The 19,779-nt window shown below is 70.9% G+C and carries 11 protein-coding genes; 2 read left to right on the top strand and 9 right to left on the bottom strand.

All coding sequences use genetic code 11. The features are described from left to right. Positions 1-8: 8 nt before the first annotated feature. Together F4553_RS34185 and F4553_RS34180 are read right to left on the bottom strand one after the other, a co-directional pair. On the bottom strand, positions 9-731 hold the full coding sequence (locus F4553_RS34185; protein WP_221470587.1) for an ABC transporter permease: 723 nt from the start codon (positions 729-731) through the stop codon (positions 9-11). A gap of 85 nt (positions 732-816) precedes the next feature. Further along, the gene (locus F4553_RS34180; RefSeq protein WP_184844789.1) at positions 817-1,653 is read right to left on the bottom strand and encodes an ABC transporter ATP-binding protein; all 837 of its coding nucleotides are present in this window, start codon (positions 1,651-1,653) and stop codon (positions 817-819) included. A gap of 334 nt (positions 1,654-1,987) precedes the next feature. Here F4553_RS34180 and F4553_RS34175 point away from each other — a divergent pair, with 334 nt between their 5' ends. Both F4553_RS34175 and F4553_RS34170 read left to right on the top strand, forming a co-directional pair. Then, entirely contained in the window at positions 1,988-2,482 is a 495-nt protein-coding gene (locus F4553_RS34175) for a DUF1707 SHOCT-like domain-containing protein (protein ID WP_184844786.1), read from the top strand. Positions 2,483-2,616: 134 nt separating this feature from the next. Further along, complete coding sequence (locus F4553_RS34170) at positions 2,617-3,660, top strand: TolB-like translocation protein (protein ID WP_184844783.1); 1,044 nt, start codon at positions 2,617-2,619, stop codon at positions 3,658-3,660. Between the two features lie 123 nt (positions 3,661-3,783). Here F4553_RS34170 and F4553_RS34165 read toward each other — a convergent pair whose 3' ends face one another. The 7 genes from F4553_RS34165 to F4553_RS34135 form a co-directional block, all read right to left on the bottom strand. After that, positions 3,784-5,919, bottom strand: coding sequence for an MMPL family transporter (locus F4553_RS34165; protein ID WP_312875494.1), 2,136 nt, complete (start codon positions 5,917-5,919; stop codon positions 3,784-3,786). A gap of 286 nt (positions 5,920-6,205) precedes the next feature. Further along, positions 6,206-6,982, bottom strand: a complete 777-nt coding sequence (locus F4553_RS34160) for a thioesterase II family protein (RefSeq protein ID WP_184844777.1) — start codon at positions 6,980-6,982, stop codon at positions 6,206-6,208. Between the two features lie 8 nt (positions 6,983-6,990). Beyond that, entirely contained in the window at positions 6,991-8,073 is a 1,083-nt protein-coding gene (locus tag F4553_RS34155; RefSeq protein ID WP_221470586.1) for an HAD-IIIC family phosphatase, read from the bottom strand. Next, positions 8,070-9,224: an acyl-CoA dehydrogenase family protein gene (locus tag F4553_RS34150; protein WP_221470585.1), complete on the bottom strand. Its 1,155-nt coding sequence runs from the start codon at positions 9,222-9,224 to the stop codon at positions 8,070-8,072. Before F4553_RS34150 ends, F4553_RS34155 begins: the two co-directional genes overlap by 4 nt. A gap of 2 nt (positions 9,225-9,226) precedes the next feature. Further along, a complete protein-coding gene (locus tag F4553_RS34145) occupies positions 9,227-9,481 on the bottom strand; it encodes an acyl carrier protein (RefSeq protein WP_184844774.1) in 255 nt (84 codons plus the stop codon). A 12-nt stretch (positions 9,482-9,493) separates the two neighbouring features. Further along, positions 9,494-10,399: a 3-hydroxyacyl-CoA dehydrogenase family protein gene (locus F4553_RS34140; protein ID WP_184844771.1), complete on the bottom strand. Its 906-nt coding sequence runs from the start codon at positions 10,397-10,399 to the stop codon at positions 9,494-9,496. Positions 10,400-10,466: 67 nt separating this feature from the next. Then, entirely contained in the window at positions 10,467-19,775 is a 9,309-nt protein-coding gene (locus tag F4553_RS34135) for a type I polyketide synthase (protein ID WP_184844767.1), read from the bottom strand. Positions 19,776-19,779 lie beyond the last annotated feature (4 nt).

The following is a 19,779-nucleotide window of genomic DNA, read 5'->3' as shown; positions in this document are numbered from 1 at the left end:
TCCTCTCCTCAGAGGAGCCGGGTGCGACCCCAGCCCTTGGTGAGGCGGCTGACGGCGAACGCCCCGGCCACGATGCCGAGACCCAGCAGGACCCCGGCCGGCACGAGCACGCCCGGGCCGTCACCGCGGATGGCGGCCTGCATCATCTGCAGGGCCCAGTAGCCGGGCGAGGCGTGGGCCGCGGCCTGCGCCCATCCCGGCATGATGCTCAGCGGCACGAGCGCGCCGCCGAAGGAGCTGAGGGTGATCGCGCTGACATCGGAGATGACGCCGAGCTCCCCCAGGCTGCGAGCGAGCGTGGCGAGCGCCGCGCCGATCGCGAGCAGGCAGAACGCCCAGACGGCGATGGCGAGTGCCATGTAGCCGACGGACTTCGGGATCGGGATCCCGATGACGAGGCAGCCGTAGACGATGAGAATCGACTGCTGCACGACCATCACCACGAAGATCGGGATGATCTTGCCGAGCAGCATCTCGGCCGCCGAGGCCCGGGTCTGGCGGAGCCGGTCCCAGGTCTGCCAGTGCCGCTCCACGAGGATCGACGAGCCGGCGATCGCGATCGCGAACACCGAGAACATCACGAGCAGGCCGGTCACCACCTGCACCGCGCCGCCGTCGACGGCTTTGACGTAGAGCGGCTTCAGGACCACCATGAGGATCATGGGGGCCACGATGTAGCTGATCATCTGGCCCGGGTCGCGCAGCCGGATGATCACGTTGTGCCTCGCCACGGCACCGATTCGATAAGCGGATTCGCGGAGAGAGCCGCGCGCACTGGCGCGCTGCGGGACGGAGACCGCCGCCGCTGGATGGGTGTCAAGAAGCATTGCTGACCGCCAGTGATCGGTAGAGGTCGTCCAGGGATGCGTTGCGCAACTCGACCGCGGTGACCGCACGGTCGGCCTTGCTGAGCAGCTCGACGAGGGTGGCCGTGGGCTCCGTGGTGGAGATCCGCACGTCCTCCTCGTCCGCGAAGACGACCCGGACCTCGCCCGGAAGCCCGTCGAGCAGCTCGTCATAGGTGCCACGGGCGATGATCCGGCCACTGCGTACGACCGCGATCGTCGCCTGGAGCTCGGTGAGCTCCGGCAGGTAGTGCGTGGTGTAGACGACCGCGGCGCCCTCGCCCGCCCGCTGCTTGACGATGTCGAGCATCGCCTGCCGGGTCTCGAGGTCGGCGCCGGCCGTCGGCTCGTCGAGCAGCAGCAGCGACGGCCGGTGCACGAGTGCGGTGGCCGCCTGGGTGCGGCGCTGCTGGCCGCCGGAGAGTACGCCGGTCCGCCGGTCCATGATCTCGGTGAGCCGCAGCGCGACCGCGAGATCGTCGATGGAGCTGGCGAGCGCGGCCTTGCGGAGTCCGGCGAGCCGGCCGAAGAGCTGCAGGTGTTCGCGGACCGTGATGGACGGGTAGAGCCCCAGGTGCTGAGGCGTCACGCCGACCTGCCCACGGGCCGCCGCCGGCGATTTGCCGTCGATGGTGATGGAGCCGCCGTCGGGACGGATAAGGCCCGACACGATCTCCACGAAGGTGGTCTTTCCGGCGCCGTTGTGGCCGACCAGTCCGACGATCTCGCCTGCGGCCACCTGCAGGCTGAATCCGTCGAGCGCGTTGACCGGACCGTAGCGCTTGGTCAGATCGAATGCTTCAAGCAAGGTGTCACATCCCTCGGTATTTGACCTACGGCGGGTCAGCGCTTTGACGATTCCTTCACCGGTTCGGCGTATTCGCATGAGCCCCACCAGGTGAAATTGGAGTCATTCCCAAGATAGGGTCGAGGAGATGGCGCCGCTATTGGCCAGAAGCGGCCGGAGAGATTAGGCCAGTGGCATTCCCCTGCCATGTGCACGCATTCCCCGACGGCAGCGATGTTTGGCAGGTAACTGCCATCGGTGATCGGCGAAATGATGCCGCGCCGATCCATAGACTTCGCTCGACCTGACTTCTCACTCCCCGAGCGGACGCGTGACCATGGACAAACGCAGTGGAATGCGAGCCTCGGATGCCGACCGGCGGGCCGTGATCGCCCGGCTCGGCACCGCCCTCAGCGAGGGCCGGCTCGACCAGGCCGAACACGACCGGCGGGTGGCCCGGGTGCCGCAGTCGGTGACCTACGGCGACCTCGCCCAGCTCTACGCCGACCTGCCCACGACGAGCCTCGGCATCGAGACCCGCAGCCACGTCACCTACGCCCGGGTCGACGGTGTCCGGCGGCCCAAGCGGGTCGGCTACCTGCCGACCTGGGTCCGGGTGCTGTGGACGATCTGGCTGACGATCGTGTCCATCAACATCGCGCTCTGGGCGATGGTGAGCGTCACCAACCGAACCTTCACCTATTTCTGGCCGATCTGGGTCGCCATCCCGACGGCGGCAGGGCTGCTGAGCATCTCCCTGGGCACCGCACTGGTGCGCCACGAGCGCCAGGCCAAGGAGCTCCGCCGCAATCTCAAGGTGGCCCGCCGCAGCACCCTGCGCCGCACCTGAATTCTCATGCCGGACCCGCCGGAGAGACGGCGATAAAGGTCAGGATCGACTCCGCGGATGGAGCCGGTCCTGACCTTTATCGCATCCCATGTGTGTCGGCACCGGGCCGAGGAACCGCTGCAACCGGGCCGACCGTGAACGCGTGGAGGTGGTGTGCCGAAACCGTTCGGCCCGCACCACGGAGGCGTGATCATGCAAAAGGCCCTACTCACCGGTGTCACCGCGCTGCTCGCCCTCGGCGCGGCGGCCTGCGACGCGAGCCGGCCCACGGCCACACCCACCACCCGGCACCCGTCGCCTCGGCGTCGGCGACCGCGACACCACGGCCCGAGGGGCAATCGGTCCCGCCATCGACGAAGGACATATCCGCCCTGCCGGGGACGCTCTACTACTCCTACCTCTCGAACGGGCGCTCGGCTGTACGCCGGTTCCGGTCCGGCCACAGCCTGGAGGACTTCGCACCCGCCCTCGGCGACGGGCACGTCGTCCGGGTCGCACCGGACGGCCGCCGAATCGCGTTCACCGACGGCAGCTCCGGTGCGGTCGCCATCGCGAATCCCGACGGGAGCGGGAAGCGCGTCCTGCCCGGTACAGAGGGGGCCGGGATGCTCGACTGGTCACCGGATTCGACCCGGATCGTCTACCGGCGCCAGATCTCCCCGCGTCAGAACGTGATCGAGATGGTCGATGCGGGCACCAGCACGGTACGCAAGCTCGGCGGCGACGGCGATTTCCCGACCTGGTCACCCGATGGCGGACACGTCGTCTTCGCCTCCGGACGCGACGAGCACCTGTGGAAGAGCCTGACCGTCGTCGAGGTCGGCGGCTCGACGAGCCGGACCGTGCCGGTCACGGCGGGCAGCGCCGCCGGTCGCGTCGCTCAGGTGGCGAGTGTCTCCCCGGGCGCACGCGAGGTGGCGGTCTACCTCTTCTGCACCGGCTGCGACATCGACAACGGGGCCGATCGCTGGTTCCACGCCACCGCGCTGGTCGACACGGCCACCGGCACGACCGAGGCCACCGACACCGTGGTGCTGTGGACCGCGGACGGCCGGACGCTCACCCGGGTCACGGCAGGCGGCGGCACCGTGCTCGAACTGCGGGGCGTCGGCGGCACCGTGGTCGCCCGGCAGGCGGAGCCGACCGGGGATCTGACGCTGACCGGATACGTGCCCTGACCCGGAGATGCGACCAACTCTTGAAGAGTTGCGGCGATCGTGAGGGCGCGAGTGGCGTACCCGTCTGGGAGACAAGCGCTGCGCCCCCGGCCGGGACGGGCCGGGGGCGCAGCTCGGAGCGGGTCAGCTGTGGGTGGAGACCAGGTCGGGGGCCGCGGGCGAGACGGGGTCCTCCTCGCGGTGGCCGTAGCGGCCGTAGAGCCGGTTGAGGAAGCCCGGCGCCCACCAGTTGTACTTGCCCAGCAGCCGCATCGTCGCGGGCACCAGGATGAGGCGCACCAGGGTGGCGTCGACGATCAGGGCGACGACCATGCCGACACCGATCATCTTGATGAAGGTGATGCCGGAGGTCGAGAAGGCGCCGACCACCACGCAGAGCAGCAGCGCGGCCGTGGTGATGATCCCGCCGGTACGCTGAACGCCGCTCGCCACCGCCGCGGTGCTGTCACCCAGGTCGTCCCAGCGCTCGCGGATCCGCGACAGCAGGAAGACCTCGTAGTCCATCGAGAGTCCGAAGAGGATCGCCACCATCAGGATCGGCTGGCTGGCCTCGACATATCCCGTCGGGGTGAAGTTGAACAGGCCGGCGAGGTGGCCGTCCTGGAAGACCCAGGTGACCACGCCGAAGGCGGCCGCGATGGAGAAGAGGTTCATGATGATCGCCTTGAGCGGCACGATCAGCGAGCCGAACGCGATCGCGAGCAGCAGGAAGGTGACGAGCGCGACGAGCAGCGCCATCCACGGCAGCCGCGACGAGAGGCTGTCGAGCTGGTCGATCACGCTCGCGGTCGAGCCGCCGACGAGGACCGTCGCCCCGGCGGGCGGTGCCAGCGCGCGGATGTCCTTGACGATCTTCTGGGCCGCCTCCGAGCTCGCGTCGCCGGTGAAGTTGACGGTGAGCAGGGTGGTGGTGCCCTTCTGGGCGGCGATGCCGGTGCTGGTGACGCCCGTGATGGCGCCGACCGTGGACTGGAAGGTCGTCGCGGTCTCGGCCGGCACGCCGCTGACGAGCACCCGGATGGGGCGGATGCCGCCGTTGGGGAATTCGGCGCTGAGGTGCTCGGAGACGGTCCGGCTCTCCGTGCCGGGGGGCAGCATGCGCTCGTCGATGCCGCCGAAGCGGGTGTTGGCGAACGGCAGCGCGAGCACCAGGAGCACGAGGACGGAACCGACCGCGTAGAGGACCGGGCGGCGCATGACGCTCGCCGCGATCTTGGCCCAGCGACCCGCACCGTCGGCGGTCGCGGCGGCGATGGTGCCGGTGACCGACGGGATGTTCTTGCGGCGCGACCACGGCAGGCGCAGCGCGTCGATGCGGTGGCCCAGGATGGCGAGCATCGCCGGGAGCACGATGAGGCTGCCGAGCATCGCCATCAGCACGGCGGCGGCGCCACCGAGGCCCATCGAGTGCAGCAGCACCTGCGGGAAGATCAGCAGACTGGAGAGGGCGAGCGTGACGAGCAGGCCGGAGACGGCGACCGTGCGGCCCGCGGTGGCCATGGTGCGCGAGAGCGCGACGGGCACCTCGTGCCCCTTGTCGAGCTCCTCGCGGAACCGGCTCACCATGAACAGTCCGTAGTCGACGGCGAGGCCCAGGCCGAGGATCGTGATGATGTTGATGGAGAAGATCGAGACGTCGGTGAAGAGCGTGATCACGCGGACCGCCATGAAGGCGCCGAGGACGGCGAAGGCGCTGATCAGCACGGGCATGAGCGCGGCGACGAGGTTGCCGAAGACGAAGAGCAGCAGGATGAGCAGGATCGGCATCGCGATCATCTCCGCGAACGGGATGTCACTGCTGACCTGGTCGTTGATGTCGAGGTCGATGGTCCGCTGACCGCCGACCGTCGAGGTGAGCCCCGTCGCCGAGAGATCGTGGATCACCTTCTGGGCCTTGCTGTCCGAGGTCGGCCGCACCAGCCGGATCGCCAGATAGGTCGAGTGGTTGTCGTTCGAGGCGAGCGACGGCGCGTTGGTCTCGTAGAACGAGGTGACCTGCTCCACGGACGGATTGGCGCGAATGCGGGTCACCACCGCCGTGACCGCGTCGCGGAATGCCGGATCGGGCACCGTCAGGGTCGGACTCGAATAGAGCGCGATGATGTCGGTGTTCTGCCGGCCCAGATCGTCGATGACCCGCTGATTGATGATCTGCGACTCGCTCGCCGGGTCATCGAGGCTCGAACTGCCCGTGAGCTCGTCGAAGACACCGGTGCCCCAGACACCAGAGAATGCGATAAAGGCGACCGCGAAAGCCACAATCGACCATCGCAGCCTGCTCGCTACTGTTCCCCACCACGCAAACATTTTCCGTCCTTAGTGTCTCGGCAAGGTCATCGGTATTGAGCCTCGAGTCTGCGGTGAAGCCTGTCACACGGTGCTAAACGAGGACAACTAACCCACAGTGGCCACTCCCGGCCAGGTACTTCGAGGCACCCGCACTGGCCTGGGCTGATGTTCATTGGCTGAAAACGACGAGGCACGCTGAGCCGGGGTGGTACGGGAGACCCGCACGAACCACACAGCGCAGCGTGCCACTCATCGATCAATTGCGGAAGGGGGATCCATAAAGGATTGGAACAAGAGCTGCATTCACATATTTCTGCGTCAGCTCGGGCTGCTCGAAGACGGCGAAGTGCCCGCCCACGAGCGTGTGCACCTGGCACGCCCCGATCGTCTGATCCCGCCAGCCGGCCTGCAGCTCGTGGCTCGCCCGCGGGTCGTGGGTGCTCGACAGCACCGTGATCGGCACCTGCAACGGCGCCTCCGAGACATACTCGTATGTCTCCTTGATGCTGAAGTCGGCCCGCACCGCCGGCACGATCATGTCGAGCACGCTCGGGTCGTTGAGCAGCCACTCCGGCGTACCGCCGAGCTGCCGCAGCATCTCCACGAGCTGCGGCAGGGACATCCCGGCGACCGGCGGGCCGTCGTCGAAGGCGGTGTGCGGCGCCACGCACCCCGAGACGAAGAAGTGCGCCGGCATCGCACCGCCCCGGCGCCGGATCGCCCGCAGCAGCTCGAACCCGACGAGGCCGCCGAGGCTGTGGCCGTAGACGGCGTAGGGGCGGGTGCCCGCCACGCCGAGCACGACCGTCGCCAGCTCCTCGACGAGCGGACCCATGTGATTATGGGGCGCGTCCCGCAGCCGGGCCTCACGGCCCGGCGGCTGGACCGGCAGCACGGCCACGCCGGGCAGCTTCCCCATCCAGCCGCGGTACGCCGATGCGCTGCCCCCCGCGTGCGGGAGGCAGAACATCGGCAGCGCGTCGGCCTGGGTGTGCGCCCGCAACGGCAGCCACACGGTCTCCAGATCCGTCATGACCGACCTCAGCCGATCACGTGGAGCTGGACGTAGGGCGGTGGCGGCTGCACCTGGGCGAGGTCGGCCTCCAGCACCACGTGGACACCGTCGCGGGCGACCTCGCGGAAGCCCGCGAAGGCGTAGGTCACCTGCATCATCCGGTTGCGCCCGGTCTCCACGAAGTCCGCCCGCACCGCGGCACCGGCCTCCCTCGCCAGCACCATGACGTGGTTGAGCAGCACCATCCCGACACCACGCGACATCACCCGGCACGACATCAGCAGCATCCGCAGGTGCCACACCGTCTCGCCCTTCTCCACGAGGGCCAGGCCGATCTTGCCGTAGCTGCCGAACTTGTCGGTGAGCGACGCCACGAGCAGCAGGTGGTCCGGCGACTCGCGGAGCAGGTCGAGCTCCTCGTAGGAGTAGGTCTTCCCGGTCGAGTTGAGCTGGTTGGTGCGTACCGTCAGCTCCTCGGCCCGCTGCAGGTCGTCCCGCTGGGCCGACTCGATGGTGAAGGACATCTCCAGGCTCGCCAGGAAATCGTGGTTGGTGCCGACGAAGTCGCGCTCCAACTCGTCCCGGGCGATCTGGCCCTGATACATCCCCCGCCGCTTCGCCGACTCGTCGGTGACGAAGCGCGGCCGGAACTCCGGCCGCTCCAGCGCCTCGTCGATGTCGAGGATGTCGACGCAGGTCACGCCGGGCACCCCGTGGGCCACCTCGCCCCGCTCGAACTCCTGGTCGTCGACGAAGGCGAACGCGTCGAGGCCCAGGTTGAGCGCCTTGGCGATCAGCTCGATCGAACTGGACTTGGGGTTCCAGTTGATCTGGGGGAACAGGAACAGGTCCGCCAACCCGAATTCGGTCAGCTTCGCGATCGCCGCCTCCCGGTCGTTCTTGCTCGCGATCGAGTGCAGCACGCCCATGGCGTCCAGGCGCTTGATGTGCTCGACCACCGCGGGGCGGATCGCGACCGCACCGTCCTCCAGCAGCACCCCGTCCCAGAGGGTGTTGTCGAGGTCCCACACGATGCACTTGATCTTCCCGCGCTTCGGCGGCTGGAGGACGTCGACCCCCGAGCCCGCGCTATCGATGTCCGTGCTCACTGGTTCAACTCCCGATAGGCCTCGGCAGCGATCGTGATCCGCTGGATCTCGTTGCTGCCCTCGATGATCTCCATGACCTTGGCGTCGCGGTAGTAGCGCGCGACCGGGTACTCCGGCCCGCACCCGTTGGCACCGTGGATCTGGACCGCCTCGGACGCGTGCACGGCGGCGGCGGTGGAGGCGAAGTACTTCGCGATCCAGGTCGCCATGATCGTGGACGGATCGCCCTTGTCCTTGAGCCGGCCCGCCTCCGCGACGAGCATCCGGGCCGCCCGCACGTCGGTGACCATGTCGGACATCTTGGCCTGGATGAGCTGCAGGCTGCGCAGCGGTGAGCCGCCCACCGTGCGCCGCGAGGTGTAGGCGGCGCACGCGTCCAGACACGCCTGGATGATGCCGACCGACCCGGTCGCCACGCTGTAGCGGCCGAGGTCGAGGGTGCCGGTGAGGACCATTCCGGCGGCGAACCCGCTCGCGGGGCCCAGCAGCGCGCTCGGGCCCAGCGGAACGTCGGAGAAGGTCACCTCGGCGAGCATCGACGCCCTGGTCCCCAGGATCTCGGGGATCGGCCGCACGTGCACGCCGGGGGTACGCCGAGGCACCAGGAAGGCGCCGATGGTCCCGTTGACGCGGGCGAAGACGAGGTACACGTCGGCCCGCTGCCCGTTGGTGATCCACTTCTTGACACCGTTGATCACCCAGCCGCCGTGCGACGGGGTGGCGGAGGTCTGGATGGCAGCCGCGTCGCTGCCGGCCTCCGGCTCGGTGAGGCAGAAGGCGCCGAGCGCCTCGCCGCTCGCGAGCGCCCGGCCCCACTCCTCCCGCTGCGTCGGCGTACCCCACCGCAGGACGGTCCAGGCCGCCATCGTGTGCACGGTGAGCAGGCTGCGCACCGATGAGCAGCCCCGACCCACCTCCTCGTGGATCTCCCCCAGGGTGACCATGTCCATCCCGATGCCGCCCAGCTCCACCGGGAGGAACGGCGCCCAGATCCCGGCGGCGCTCATCTTCTCGATGAGCTCCTCCGGGATCCGGCCCTCGAACTCGAAGCCGTTGGCATACGGGGCGATGTGGGCGTCGACGAACCTGCGGGCCGACGCGCGGTCGAACACCGTCTCGACGTCACGAGCGTCCAGTATCTGGCTGGTCACGGTCACACCTCGACCGGCACCGGCGACAGGCGATCCACCAGCTCGGCCATCGACTTCGCGGTGCGGAAGTTGTCGATCCGCAGCTCGTCGTTGGGAATGGTCACGGCGAACGTCTTCTCGATGAACATCACCAGCTCCATCGCGAACAGCGAGTTGATGAAGCCGAGCTGGAAGATGTCCTCCGAATCCGAGATCTCCGCCTGCGGGTAGCGCCCGCGGATGAAGGCAAGGACCTGGTCTTTCGCGATCTCTGACATCTGGGACTCTCCTCAGTGGTTGACGGACTGGCTGACGCTCCGCTGGGCCGGGATGGCCGCGGTAGCGCGATTGGAACCGGCGTAGTCGTAGAAGCCACGGCCGGACTTGCGGCCGTGCAGCCCCGCGTCGGTCATCTGCTTGAGCAGGGGGCACGGCCGGTACTTGCTGTCGGAGTAGTGCTCGTACAGCACCTCCACGCTGTAGAGGATGGTGTCGACGCCGATCAGGTCGGCGGTCTCCAGCGGGCCCATCGGGTGCCCGAAGCAGCTGCGGAAGACCTCGTCGACGGAGGCCGCGTCGGCGACGCCCTCGTGCACCAGGTAGGCCGCCTCGTTGACGGTGAGCATCAGCACCCGGTTGGAGATGAAGCCGCAGGCGTCCTTCACCATCACGGCGTTCTTGCCCATCGCGGTCAGCAGCGACTTGGTCCGCAGGATCGTCTCCGGCGTCGTGTGGAAGCCGGGGATCAGCTCCACCGTCGGCTTGGCCGGGACCGGGTTCATGAAGTGCACGCCGATCACCTGGGTGGGCCGCTTCGTCACCGAGGCGACCTTGGTGATCGGGATCGCCGAGGTGTTGACGATGAAGACGGTGTCGGGGCCGCAGGCGGCGTCGAGCGCCTGGTAGACCTCGCGCTTGATGTCCCAGTTCTCGGTGACGTTCTCGATGATGATGTCGGCCTTCGCGACCGCGTCCGCACCGACACCGGTGCTGATCTTCGCCAGCACGGCGTCGGCGTCGAGCGCGGGGCCGCCCATCAGGCGGCTGAGCCGGCAGTTGTGCCGGATGGTCGCCAACGCGTCCGCGAGGATCTTCTCGTCCTTGTCGACGAGGACCACCTCGTGGCCGGTGGAGGCGAGGTTCTGGGCGACGCCGACTCCCATGACGCCAGCGCCGATAACGCCGATCACACTCATGATCACTCCGTTTCCGTTGAGTTCCTTAGGGGTGGGCGGGCCGGGGCTCCGGCCCGCCCGGTGGGAGTTACCGGCCGCGCCTGCGGCCGGCCGACGTCTCCAGCCCGGACCGGCGCAGCTGCGCGCGGACATGGCTGCCGTTGTCGTCGTTCTCCGCGGTGGCGGAGCCCGTGGTCTCGCCCGACGCCGCCTTCTCGACCACCAGGCCGAGGGTCGCGACGGTCGGGGCCTCGTAGAGGATGTGCGGCGGCAGCTCGACCAGGTCGAACGCCGTCCGGATCGCCGCCACGATGTTCACGCCGAGCAGGGAGTTGCCGCCCAGCTCGAAGAAGTTGTCCTGCACGCCGACGCGCTCCAGGCAGAGCGACTCGCACCAGATCGCGGCGATCGCCTCCTCGACATCGGTCGACGGCTCCTGATAGGACGTCACCAGCTCCGGCCGGGGGTGGCGGACGCCGCCGCCCGGTGCCAGGGCCTGCGAGGTCACCGCGTCGACGGTGAAGTAGGCACTGAACTTGATCATCGACGCGAAGTCCTGTGTGGAGACGACCAGCCGGGGCTCGCCGGTCGCGAGCGCCCGCAGCAGCGACCGCCAGCCGTCGGCGAAGCCGATGCCGATCCGGGCCCGGTTGGCCTGGAAGAACTCCTGCAGCGAGTCGGCATAGCCGGCCAGGCCGTCGGTCCAGGCGTTCCAGGTCCACTCGCCCCAGTTGACCGAGAGCACCCGGCGCCCGGTGTCGGCGAGCTGGTAGGCGTAGCTGTCGAGGAAGGCGTTGGCGGCGCAGTAGTCGACCTGGCCGGGGCCGCCGCCGGTCGTCGAGGTGATCGACGAGAAGAGCACCAGGAAGTCCAGCTCCACCTCGTCGGGCTTGCCGATGCGCAGGGCGTCCGCGATCGCCAGGGTCCCGCCGACCTTCGGCGCGAGCACCAGGTCGAGCTCCTCGGGCCGCTTGAACTGCATCAACCCCATGCCGGGTACGCCGGCCACGTGCAGCACACCGTGCAGCGCCCCGAAGCGCTCCCGGGCGATGTCGACCGCTCGGCGTACGTCGTCGGGGCTGCTCACGTCGCCGACGACGATCTCCACCTCGGCACCGAGCTGCTCCAGGTCGACGACCCGGGCGATCCGTGCCCGGATTCCCTTGTCGCTGTTCCCTTCGGCGGGCTCGGCGGCGAGGATGCCCGGCCATTCGGCGCGGGCCGGCAGGCCGCTGCGGGCCAGCAGGACGAGCTTCGCCCGGCAGTCCGTCGCGAGCTGCTCGGCCATGCCCAGGGCGATGCCGCCGAGGCCGCCGGTGATGAGGTAGACGCCGCCCTCGCGGAGCACCGCCCGGTCGTCTCCGGTGATGGTCGGCATCGGGTCGTAGCCCGGCAGCCAGCGGCGCCCGTGCCGCAGCGCCACCACCGGATCGGCGAGCGGGCGCTGGAGCTCGGTGACGAGAGCCGCGACCGCCGTGGCACCGGGGTCGGCGTCGAGGTCGATCAGGCGGGTGGCGATCGTCGGGTACTCCAGCGGGATGACCCGGCACGGGCCGGTCACCGTCGCGGCGTAGGGGTTGGCCACGTCACCGGCGAGCACCTGCTGGGTGCCGGAGACCGCCGCGTCCAGGGACCAGCTGTCCATGCCGAGTTCACCGGCGGCGCGGGCCAGGGCGACCAGCGTGTGCATGCCGTCGGCGACGATCGTCTCGCCGAGCGCCGGGCCCAGGGACCACAGGTGCAGCACCCGCTCCAGCGGCTGTCCGCTCTTGCGCAGATCACGCAGGAGGGCCAGGGTGTCATCCACGCTGCCGGGGAGGATCGTGTACCCGTCCGGCCCGGTGGCGTAGCCCTCGCCCGGGCGTACCAGTCGGATGTTTGCGGTCGTGACCTTGGCCAGTGCCGTGACCACCTCGTCCGCGACGCCGTCGCGGGTGTAGACCAGCCACGAGGCCGGCTGCGCGGCGGCGGGCGCGGGTGCCGCGGTCTGGCGCCAGACGGGCAGGTAGTGCCACTGGTCCTCGGGCAGCTTGGCGAGCCCCTCGATCGCGTCGAGGGTGGCGAGGCTCGGCCCGTCGCCCTCGACCGCTGCGACGGAGTGGCCCGCCGTGGCGCTCTTCGAGGCGCGGGTGCCCTCGATCCAGAACTTCTGCCGCTGGAAGGGGTAGGTGGGCAGCGGGATCCGGCCCGGCAGCGCGGCCGGGTCGCCGACCTGCGCGCCGTCGTGCCGGTCGTGGTAGGTCAGCCAGTCCGGCTCGACGCCGAGCAGCCAGAGCCGGGCCAGGCAGTCGGTGACGACCGCGTCGTCGGGGCGGCTGTCGCTCGCGGCGGGAAGGGTCGACAGGATCATCGGCCACCGCTGCGGCGGGGCACCGGCGCTGCGGATCAGCGCGCCGAGCGACTGCCCGGGTCCGATCTCGACGATCGCCAGCTGCGGATCGCCGAGCAGGGTCTCGATGCCGGTGGCGAACTGCACCGTGCCCGCCATGTGCGCGGCCCAGTAACCGGGATCGCACACCAGGTCCGCGTCGGCGTAGCCGCCGGTGACGTTGGAGATGTAGGGCAGCTCCGGCTCGTGGAGGGTGATGTTGGCGCGGACCCACTCGGTCAGCTCCGGGCCGACCTGGGCCAGCATCCGGCTGTGGAAGGCGTGCGTCGTCTGCAGTGGACGGCTCGCGATCTCGGCCTTGCGCAGCGCGGCGACGAAGGCCTCGATCGCCGGGATCGGCCCGGCCACGACGGTGACCTTCGGCCCGTTGACCGCCGCGATGTCCACGCCGAGCTTGGCGAGCTTGAACTTCGCGGTCAGCTCCTCCGGCGAGAGCGGCACGGCGACCATGGCGCCCGGGTCGACCGCCTCGATCAGCTTCGCCCGGTGGGCGACGAGGCGGAGCGCGTCGGGCAGCGAGAGCACCCCGGCGAGGCAGGCCGCGACGTATTCGCCGAGGCTGTAGCCGAGCAGGACCCGCGGCTGGACGCCCCAGGTGATCAGGGTGCTGGCCAGGGCGTACTCGATGGCGAAGAGGGCCGGCTGGACCACCTCGGTCCGTTCCAGCAGCGCCACCCGCGGGTCGGCCGCGGCGGTGCCGCGACCCAGCAGCGAGGCGAGATCCGCCCCGGCGCCGCGCTCCCCCGTCAGCAGGTCGAGCAGGTCGACCTCGGGCAGCAGCGGGCTCAGGGCGGCGAGGCACTCGTCGAGCGCGGCCCGGAAGACGGGTTCGCGCCGGTAGAGTTCGCCGGCCATCCCCGGGTACTGCTCGCCGACCCCGGTGAGCAGGAACGCCACCTGGCGGCCCTTGACCGTGTCGATGCGGGTGAGCAGCCGTCCCGGGGTCTCGCCGCCGAGGACCGCCGCGGCGTCCGCCGTGCTGTCGGTGGTGAGGACCCGGCGGTGCTCGAAGGTCTTGCGACCGACCTGGAGCGTGTAGGCGAGGTCGATCAGCCGGATGCCGGGTGCTCCCTTCAGGTGGTCGGCGAGCCGGGTGACGGCCTGGTCGGCGGCGGTGGCGTTGCGCGCCGAGACCGGCACCACCTGGAAGCGGCGGGTGGGCTCGTCGCCCGCGTCGCCGAACTCGCGGGTGGGTGCCTGCTCGACGACGACGTGCACGTTGGTGCCGCCCATGCCGAGCGAGTTGATGCCGGCCATCGGCGTCCGGCCGTCCCGGGCCCGCCACGGCGTCAGCTCGGTGTTGACGTAGAAGGGGCTGTTCTCGAAGTCGATGTCGGGGTTCGGGCTCGTGTAGTGCAGGCTCGCCGGGATCACCTGGTCCCGCAGCGCCAGCGAGGTCTTGATCAGGCCGGTGACGCCGGCGGCGCGGTCGAGGTGCCCGATGTTGGTCTTCACGGAGCCGATCGGGCAGTACTGGTTCTCCTCGGTCGGGCCGAACGCCCTGGTCAGGGCCGCGAGCTCGATCGGGTCGCCGAGCTCGGTGGCGGTGCCGTGCGCCTCGATGTAGCTGATGTCCTCGCCGGTGACGCCCGCGTCGGCGAGCGCGTCGGAGATCACCCGGGCCTGCCCGACCACGCTCGGCGCGGTGTAGCCGACCTTGAGGGCGCCGTCGTTGTTGATCGCCGAGCCCCGGATCACCGACCAGATGTGGTCGCCGTCGCGCAGCGCGTCGGAGAGGCGCTTGAGCACCACGACCGCCGCGCCGTCGCCGAACATGCTGCCCTTGGCCTGGGCGTCGAAGGTGCGCACGTGGCCGTCGGGCGACTCCATGCCGCCGGGGCCGAAGACGTGGCCCACCTTCTCCGGCACCCGGATCGAGACACCGCCCGCGATCGCCAGCTCGCACTCCCCGTTGCGCAGGCTCTGCATCGCGAGGTGGGTGGCGACCAGCGAGGTCGAGCAGAAGGTCTGCACGGCGACGCTGGGCCCGTAGAGGTCGAAGAGGTAGGAGACCGTGGTGGTCAGGGCGTCCTTGTCGTTGCCCATGATGATCTCGTAGGTGCTGACGTCGCCGTTGGTGATCGTCTCCTCGGGCATCTGCAGCAGGTAGGTGCTGATGTTGGACCCGCCGTAGACGCCGACCCGGCCCCGGTGCTCGGCGGCGGCGTAGCCGGACTGCTCCAGCGCCTCCCAGCACACCTCGAGGAACATCCGCTGCTGCGGGTCGGTCAGCGCCGCCATCCGCGGGCTGATGCCGAAGAAGGCGGGGTCGAAGCCCGCCACGTCGTCGAGGACGGGCCGGGCGGGCACATAGGACGGATCGCGGATCAGCTCCGGCGAGACACCGGAGGCGAGCAGCTCCTCCTCGGAGAAGAAGCTGATCGACTCGACGCCGTCGCGCAGGTTCTGCCAGAAGGCCGAGACGTCCGAGGCACCCGGGAAGCGGCCGGCCATGCCGACCACCGCGATGCGCCGGTCGACGTCCACGCCGGTGTCGAGGCGCTGCGAGCGCAGCGCGACGGTGGCGGGCTTGCGAGCTGCGGCGGCCACGACCACCGGCGCGCCGGCCTGGGCCGGGATCACCGCACCCTGCTGGTCGAGGATCGCCGCGAGCGCGGTGACGGTGGGTGCCTCGAAGAGGGTCACCGACGGGATCGCGACGCCGAAGCGCTTCTTCACCAGCGCCAGCATCTGCAGGCCCAGCAGCGAGTTGCCGCTGAGGTCGAAGAAGTTGTCCCGGGTGCCGACCGGCTCGACGCCGAGCACCTCCGACCACACCTCGGCGAGCGCGCGCTCGGTCGCGGTCAGCGGCGGGCTGTAGGGCTGCGGCAGGTCCGGCCGGGGGAAGCGGGAACCGCTCGCCACCGGGGCGTCCGGCTCGGCGTTGAGGCGCGGCAACCGGTCGGTGAGGCCCGCCGCCGCGACGACGAGGCTGGGGAGGCCCACGGCGAGCAGCCGGTCGAAGGCGGCGAGCGCCTCTTCCTTGCTCATCGAGTGGGCGAGCATGCTCGCGCCCATCCCGCCCTCGAGCTTCTCCAGGGTGGCGGCCCAGGTGTCCCAGCTCGCCGCGATCCACCGGGTCGCGGTGTTGCGGTGCTGCTGGCCGATCGCGGTGAGCGCGGCGTTGGCGGCGGTGTAGCTGCCGAACGCCAGGCCGCCGAGGATCGACGAGGTCGAGGAGAAGAGCAGGGCGAAGGCGGGAGCCGACTCGGCGGGCAGCTCGGCGATGAGGTCCGCGAGGACCCGCGCGCCGGTCACCTTGGCGCCGAAGTGCCGGTCGACGGTGTCGGTGTCGAGGTCGCGCAGCGGGCGGAAGGTCTCCGGCCCCGTCTGCGCGGCGGCGTGGACCACGCCGTCGAGCCGGTCCAGACCGGTGACGAGGGCTCGCATCTGGTCGAGGTCGGTGACGTCGACGGCCGGGGTGAGGACCTCGGCGCCGAGGGCCCGCAGCCCGGTCACCGCGTCGAAGCGCCGGTCGCCCGGCTGCCCGGTGAGACCGGCCCGGCTGGTCAGGACGATCCGCGCCGCACCGGCCCGGACCAGGTGCTCGCCGACGAGCAGGCCGACGTCGCCGAGGCCGCCGGTGATGAGGTAGGTGCCGCCCCTACGGACCGACACGCCGGTACCGTCCGCCGCTGCCGCCGCGAAGTCCCGGACGTAGCGGGAACCGTTGCGGTAGGCGGCGATCACGTCCTGCGCGGTGTGCCCGAGCTCGGCGGCGAGCGCGGTGACGATCGCGGCGGTGTCGGCGGCCGGGTCGAGGTCGACGGTCCGGCTCTCGATGTTGAGGTACTCCTGGTTGACGACGACCGGCATGGCGCCCACCGCGGCGTGGCCGGGCACCGGGCGCTCGCCGTCGAGGACGGCCTGGCCGCCCCGGGTGGCGACGACGAGCCGCACATCGGTGGCGGCGTCGCTGCCGAGGGCGTCGACGAGACCGGCGAGCGGCAGCACCGCCTCCGATCCGCCGGCACCGGCCTGCGCCAGCGCCCGCAGGTCGACGACGAGGGTCGGCGCCTGCGCCTGTAGCCGTGCGGTGAGGGTGGCCCGGTCCGCGTCGTCGGCGACGGCGGCGACCTCGGCCCCACCGGCCCGCAGCGCGTCGGCGAGTGCCGCCGCGAGGGGGTCGGGACCGCTCGTGACCAGCACGCACCGGTCCACCGGCAGTGCGGCCCCGGCGATGGCGGCGACCGTCCACTGCGGACTCAGCAGGGCGACGTGCTCGTCGCGGGAGACCGCGACGAACTGCTGCTGCTGTGGCGCGACCTGGCGGGCCGCCGGACGGGCACCCCCGGCGGGGGCGTCGATCCAGTAGCGCTCGCGCTGGAAGGCGTAGCCGGGCAGGCCGACCTTGGCGACGGGCCGGTCCTGCTGGTAGCCCGCCCAGTCGATGGGTACGCCGGCCAGCCACAACCGGCCCACGGCCTCGGCGAGCGCGGCGCTCGCCGGGCGGGGGTCGGCGGCGGCGGGCAGCGTGGGGACGACGAGGCGCCAGCGGTCCTGGGGGTAGTCCCGGCGCCCGCGGGCCATCGCGCCGAGCGACTGCCCCGGACCGATCTCCAGCAGCGCGAGGTCGCCCTGCGCGATGACGGTGGCGAGGGAGGCGTCGAAGCGCACCGCGGCGCACATGTGCTCGGCCCAGTACCCCGGGTCCGTCACCTGCTCCGCGGTCGCGAGCGTCCCGGTCACGTTGGAGACGTAGGGGATCTGCGGCGCCGACGGCCGGATGTTCGCCGCCACCCACTCCGTCAGCCGTGTCCGGATCGGCTCCAGCATCCGGGAGTGGAAGGCGTGCGTCGTGGCGAGCGGGCGGCACGGCACGGCGTCGGCCTCGAGCAGCGCCCGCAGCCGGGCCAGCTCGTCGGGCTCGCCGGAGACGATGGTCAGCTCCGGTCCGTTGACCGCGGCGATGTCGACGCCGGTGAGCTGGGCCCGCTCGATCCGCGAGCGCAGCTCCGCTTCGGCGAGCGGCACCGCCGCCATGGCACCGGCGGGCAGCTCGTTGATGAGCTGCGCCCGGAAGGCGACCAGGGCGAGGGCGTCGTCGAGGGTCAGCACCCCGGCGAGGCAGGCGGCCACGTATTCGCCGAGGCTGTAACCGGCCATCAGGCTCGGCCGGATGCCCCAGGAGAGCAGGAGCTGCGCCAGGGCGTACTCGACGGCGAAGGTCGCGGGCTGGAGCCGGTCGGTGGCGTCGCCGGTGTTGGCGGCGGCGGGGGTGGCCCGGCCCAGCAGCCAGCTCAGGCCCGAGCCGTCCGCGTCACCGGCGCTGCGCGGGCTCAGCATCTCCGCCAGCGGGTCGATGCCGCCGAGGCGCTCGGTCAGGATCGCGCGGCACTCCTGGAGCGCGGCCCGGAAGACCGGCTCGGTCTCGTGGAGGTCGGCGGCCATGCCCGGGTACTGCTCGCCGGTGCCCGCGAGCAGGAACGCGACCTGGCGGTCGGTCCGCCCGTCGGCCTGTGCCAGCACCTTCGCGCCGCGGATCCCGGCCGCCGCCTCGGCCGCGGTGGCGGCGACGACGACGCGGCGGTGCTCGAAGAGGCGTCGTCCACTCTGGAGGGTGTGCGCGACGTCGCCGATCCGCTCGTCGACGACGTCGAGGTGGTCGGCGAGGCGGCCGGTCATCTCGTCGGCTGCGGCGGCGGTGCGCGCCGACCAGACGAGCAGCTCCGGACGGGGCGCGAGGTCGGCCCGGGTGGGCAGCGGCGCCTCCTCCAGCACGACGTGGGCGTTGGTGCCGCCGATGCCGAAGGAGCTGACCCCGGCCCGCCGGATCCGGTCCGGGTTGCGCGGCCACTCCCGCAGGCTCGTCACGACCTCGAGGCGCGCCTCACCCGTACGCAGCTGGTGGTTGGGGTCGGCGAGGTTGCGCGTCGGCGGGATCTCCTCGTTGCGCAGCGCGAGCGCGGTCTTGATCAGGCTCGTCACACCGGCGGCGCGATCGAGGTGCCCGACGTTGGTCTTGATCGACCCGATCAGGCACTCCTCACCGTGGAAGACCTGCTGCAGGGCGGCGAGTTCGGCGGCGTCGCCGAGTGCCGTGCCGGTGCCGTGCGCCTCGACATAGTCGATGTCGGCGGCGCTGAGGTCCGCGCTCGACTGGGCCTCGGCGATGACCGCCGCCTGCCCCTGGACGCCGGGCGCGGTGAAGCCGACCTTCCGGCCGCCGTCGTTGTTGATCGCCCAGCCGCGGATGACGGCGTAGACGCGGTCCCCGTCGGCGATCGCGTCCTCCAGCCGGCGCAGCGCGACGACGCCGACGCCGCTGCCGACCGGGCTGCCGAGACCGGCGGCGTCGAACGCCCGGCACTCGGCGTCCGGCGGCGCGATCCCGCCCTGCTGGTAGAGGTAGCCGACGTTGTGCGGCACCGCCACGTTGACACCGCCGGCGAGCGCCATGTCGCACTCGAAGTTGGCGAGGCTCGTCGCCGCCGCGCAGACTGCGACGAGCGAGGTGGAGCAGTAGCTCTGCACGCTGTAGCTCGGCCCGGTCAGGCCGAGGGTGTGCGCGACCCGGGTGGTGAGCGAGTCCTTGTCGTTGGCGAGGCCGACCGCGAGGTCGCCCATGACCGAGGCGATCCCGCTGGGGGCGAGGTTGTTCTGCAGGTAGGAGCTCCACGCGCTGCCGCCGAAGACGCCGATCGTGCCGTCGAAGCGGGTCGGGTCGCAGCCCGCGTCCTCCAGCGCCTGCCAGTTGTGCTCCAGGTAGAGCCGCTGCTGCGGGTCGAGGATCTGCGCCTCCTTCGGCCCCACGCCGAAGAAGCCCGCGTCGAAGAGGTCGATGCCCTCGATCACCGGGTTGGCCTTGACGTAGGCCGGGTCGGCGATCAGCTCGTCCGGTACGCCGGCCGCCCGCAGCTCCTCGTCGGTGAAGCGGGTGATGCCGGAGATCCCGGCGCGGATGTTGGCCCACAGCTCGGCGACGTCCGCCGCACCGGGGAAGCGACCCGACATGCCGACGATGGCGATGCTGGTCCCGGTGAAATCGCTCTCGGTCTGGTCACTCACGTCG

It is taken from the genome of Allocatelliglobosispora scoriae (genome assembly GCF_014204945.1).
In the GTDB taxonomy this organism is placed as follows: Bacteria; Actinomycetota; Actinomycetes; order Mycobacteriales; family Micromonosporaceae; genus Allocatelliglobosispora; species Allocatelliglobosispora scoriae.
This window is presented reverse-complemented; position numbering and strand designations above follow the sequence as displayed.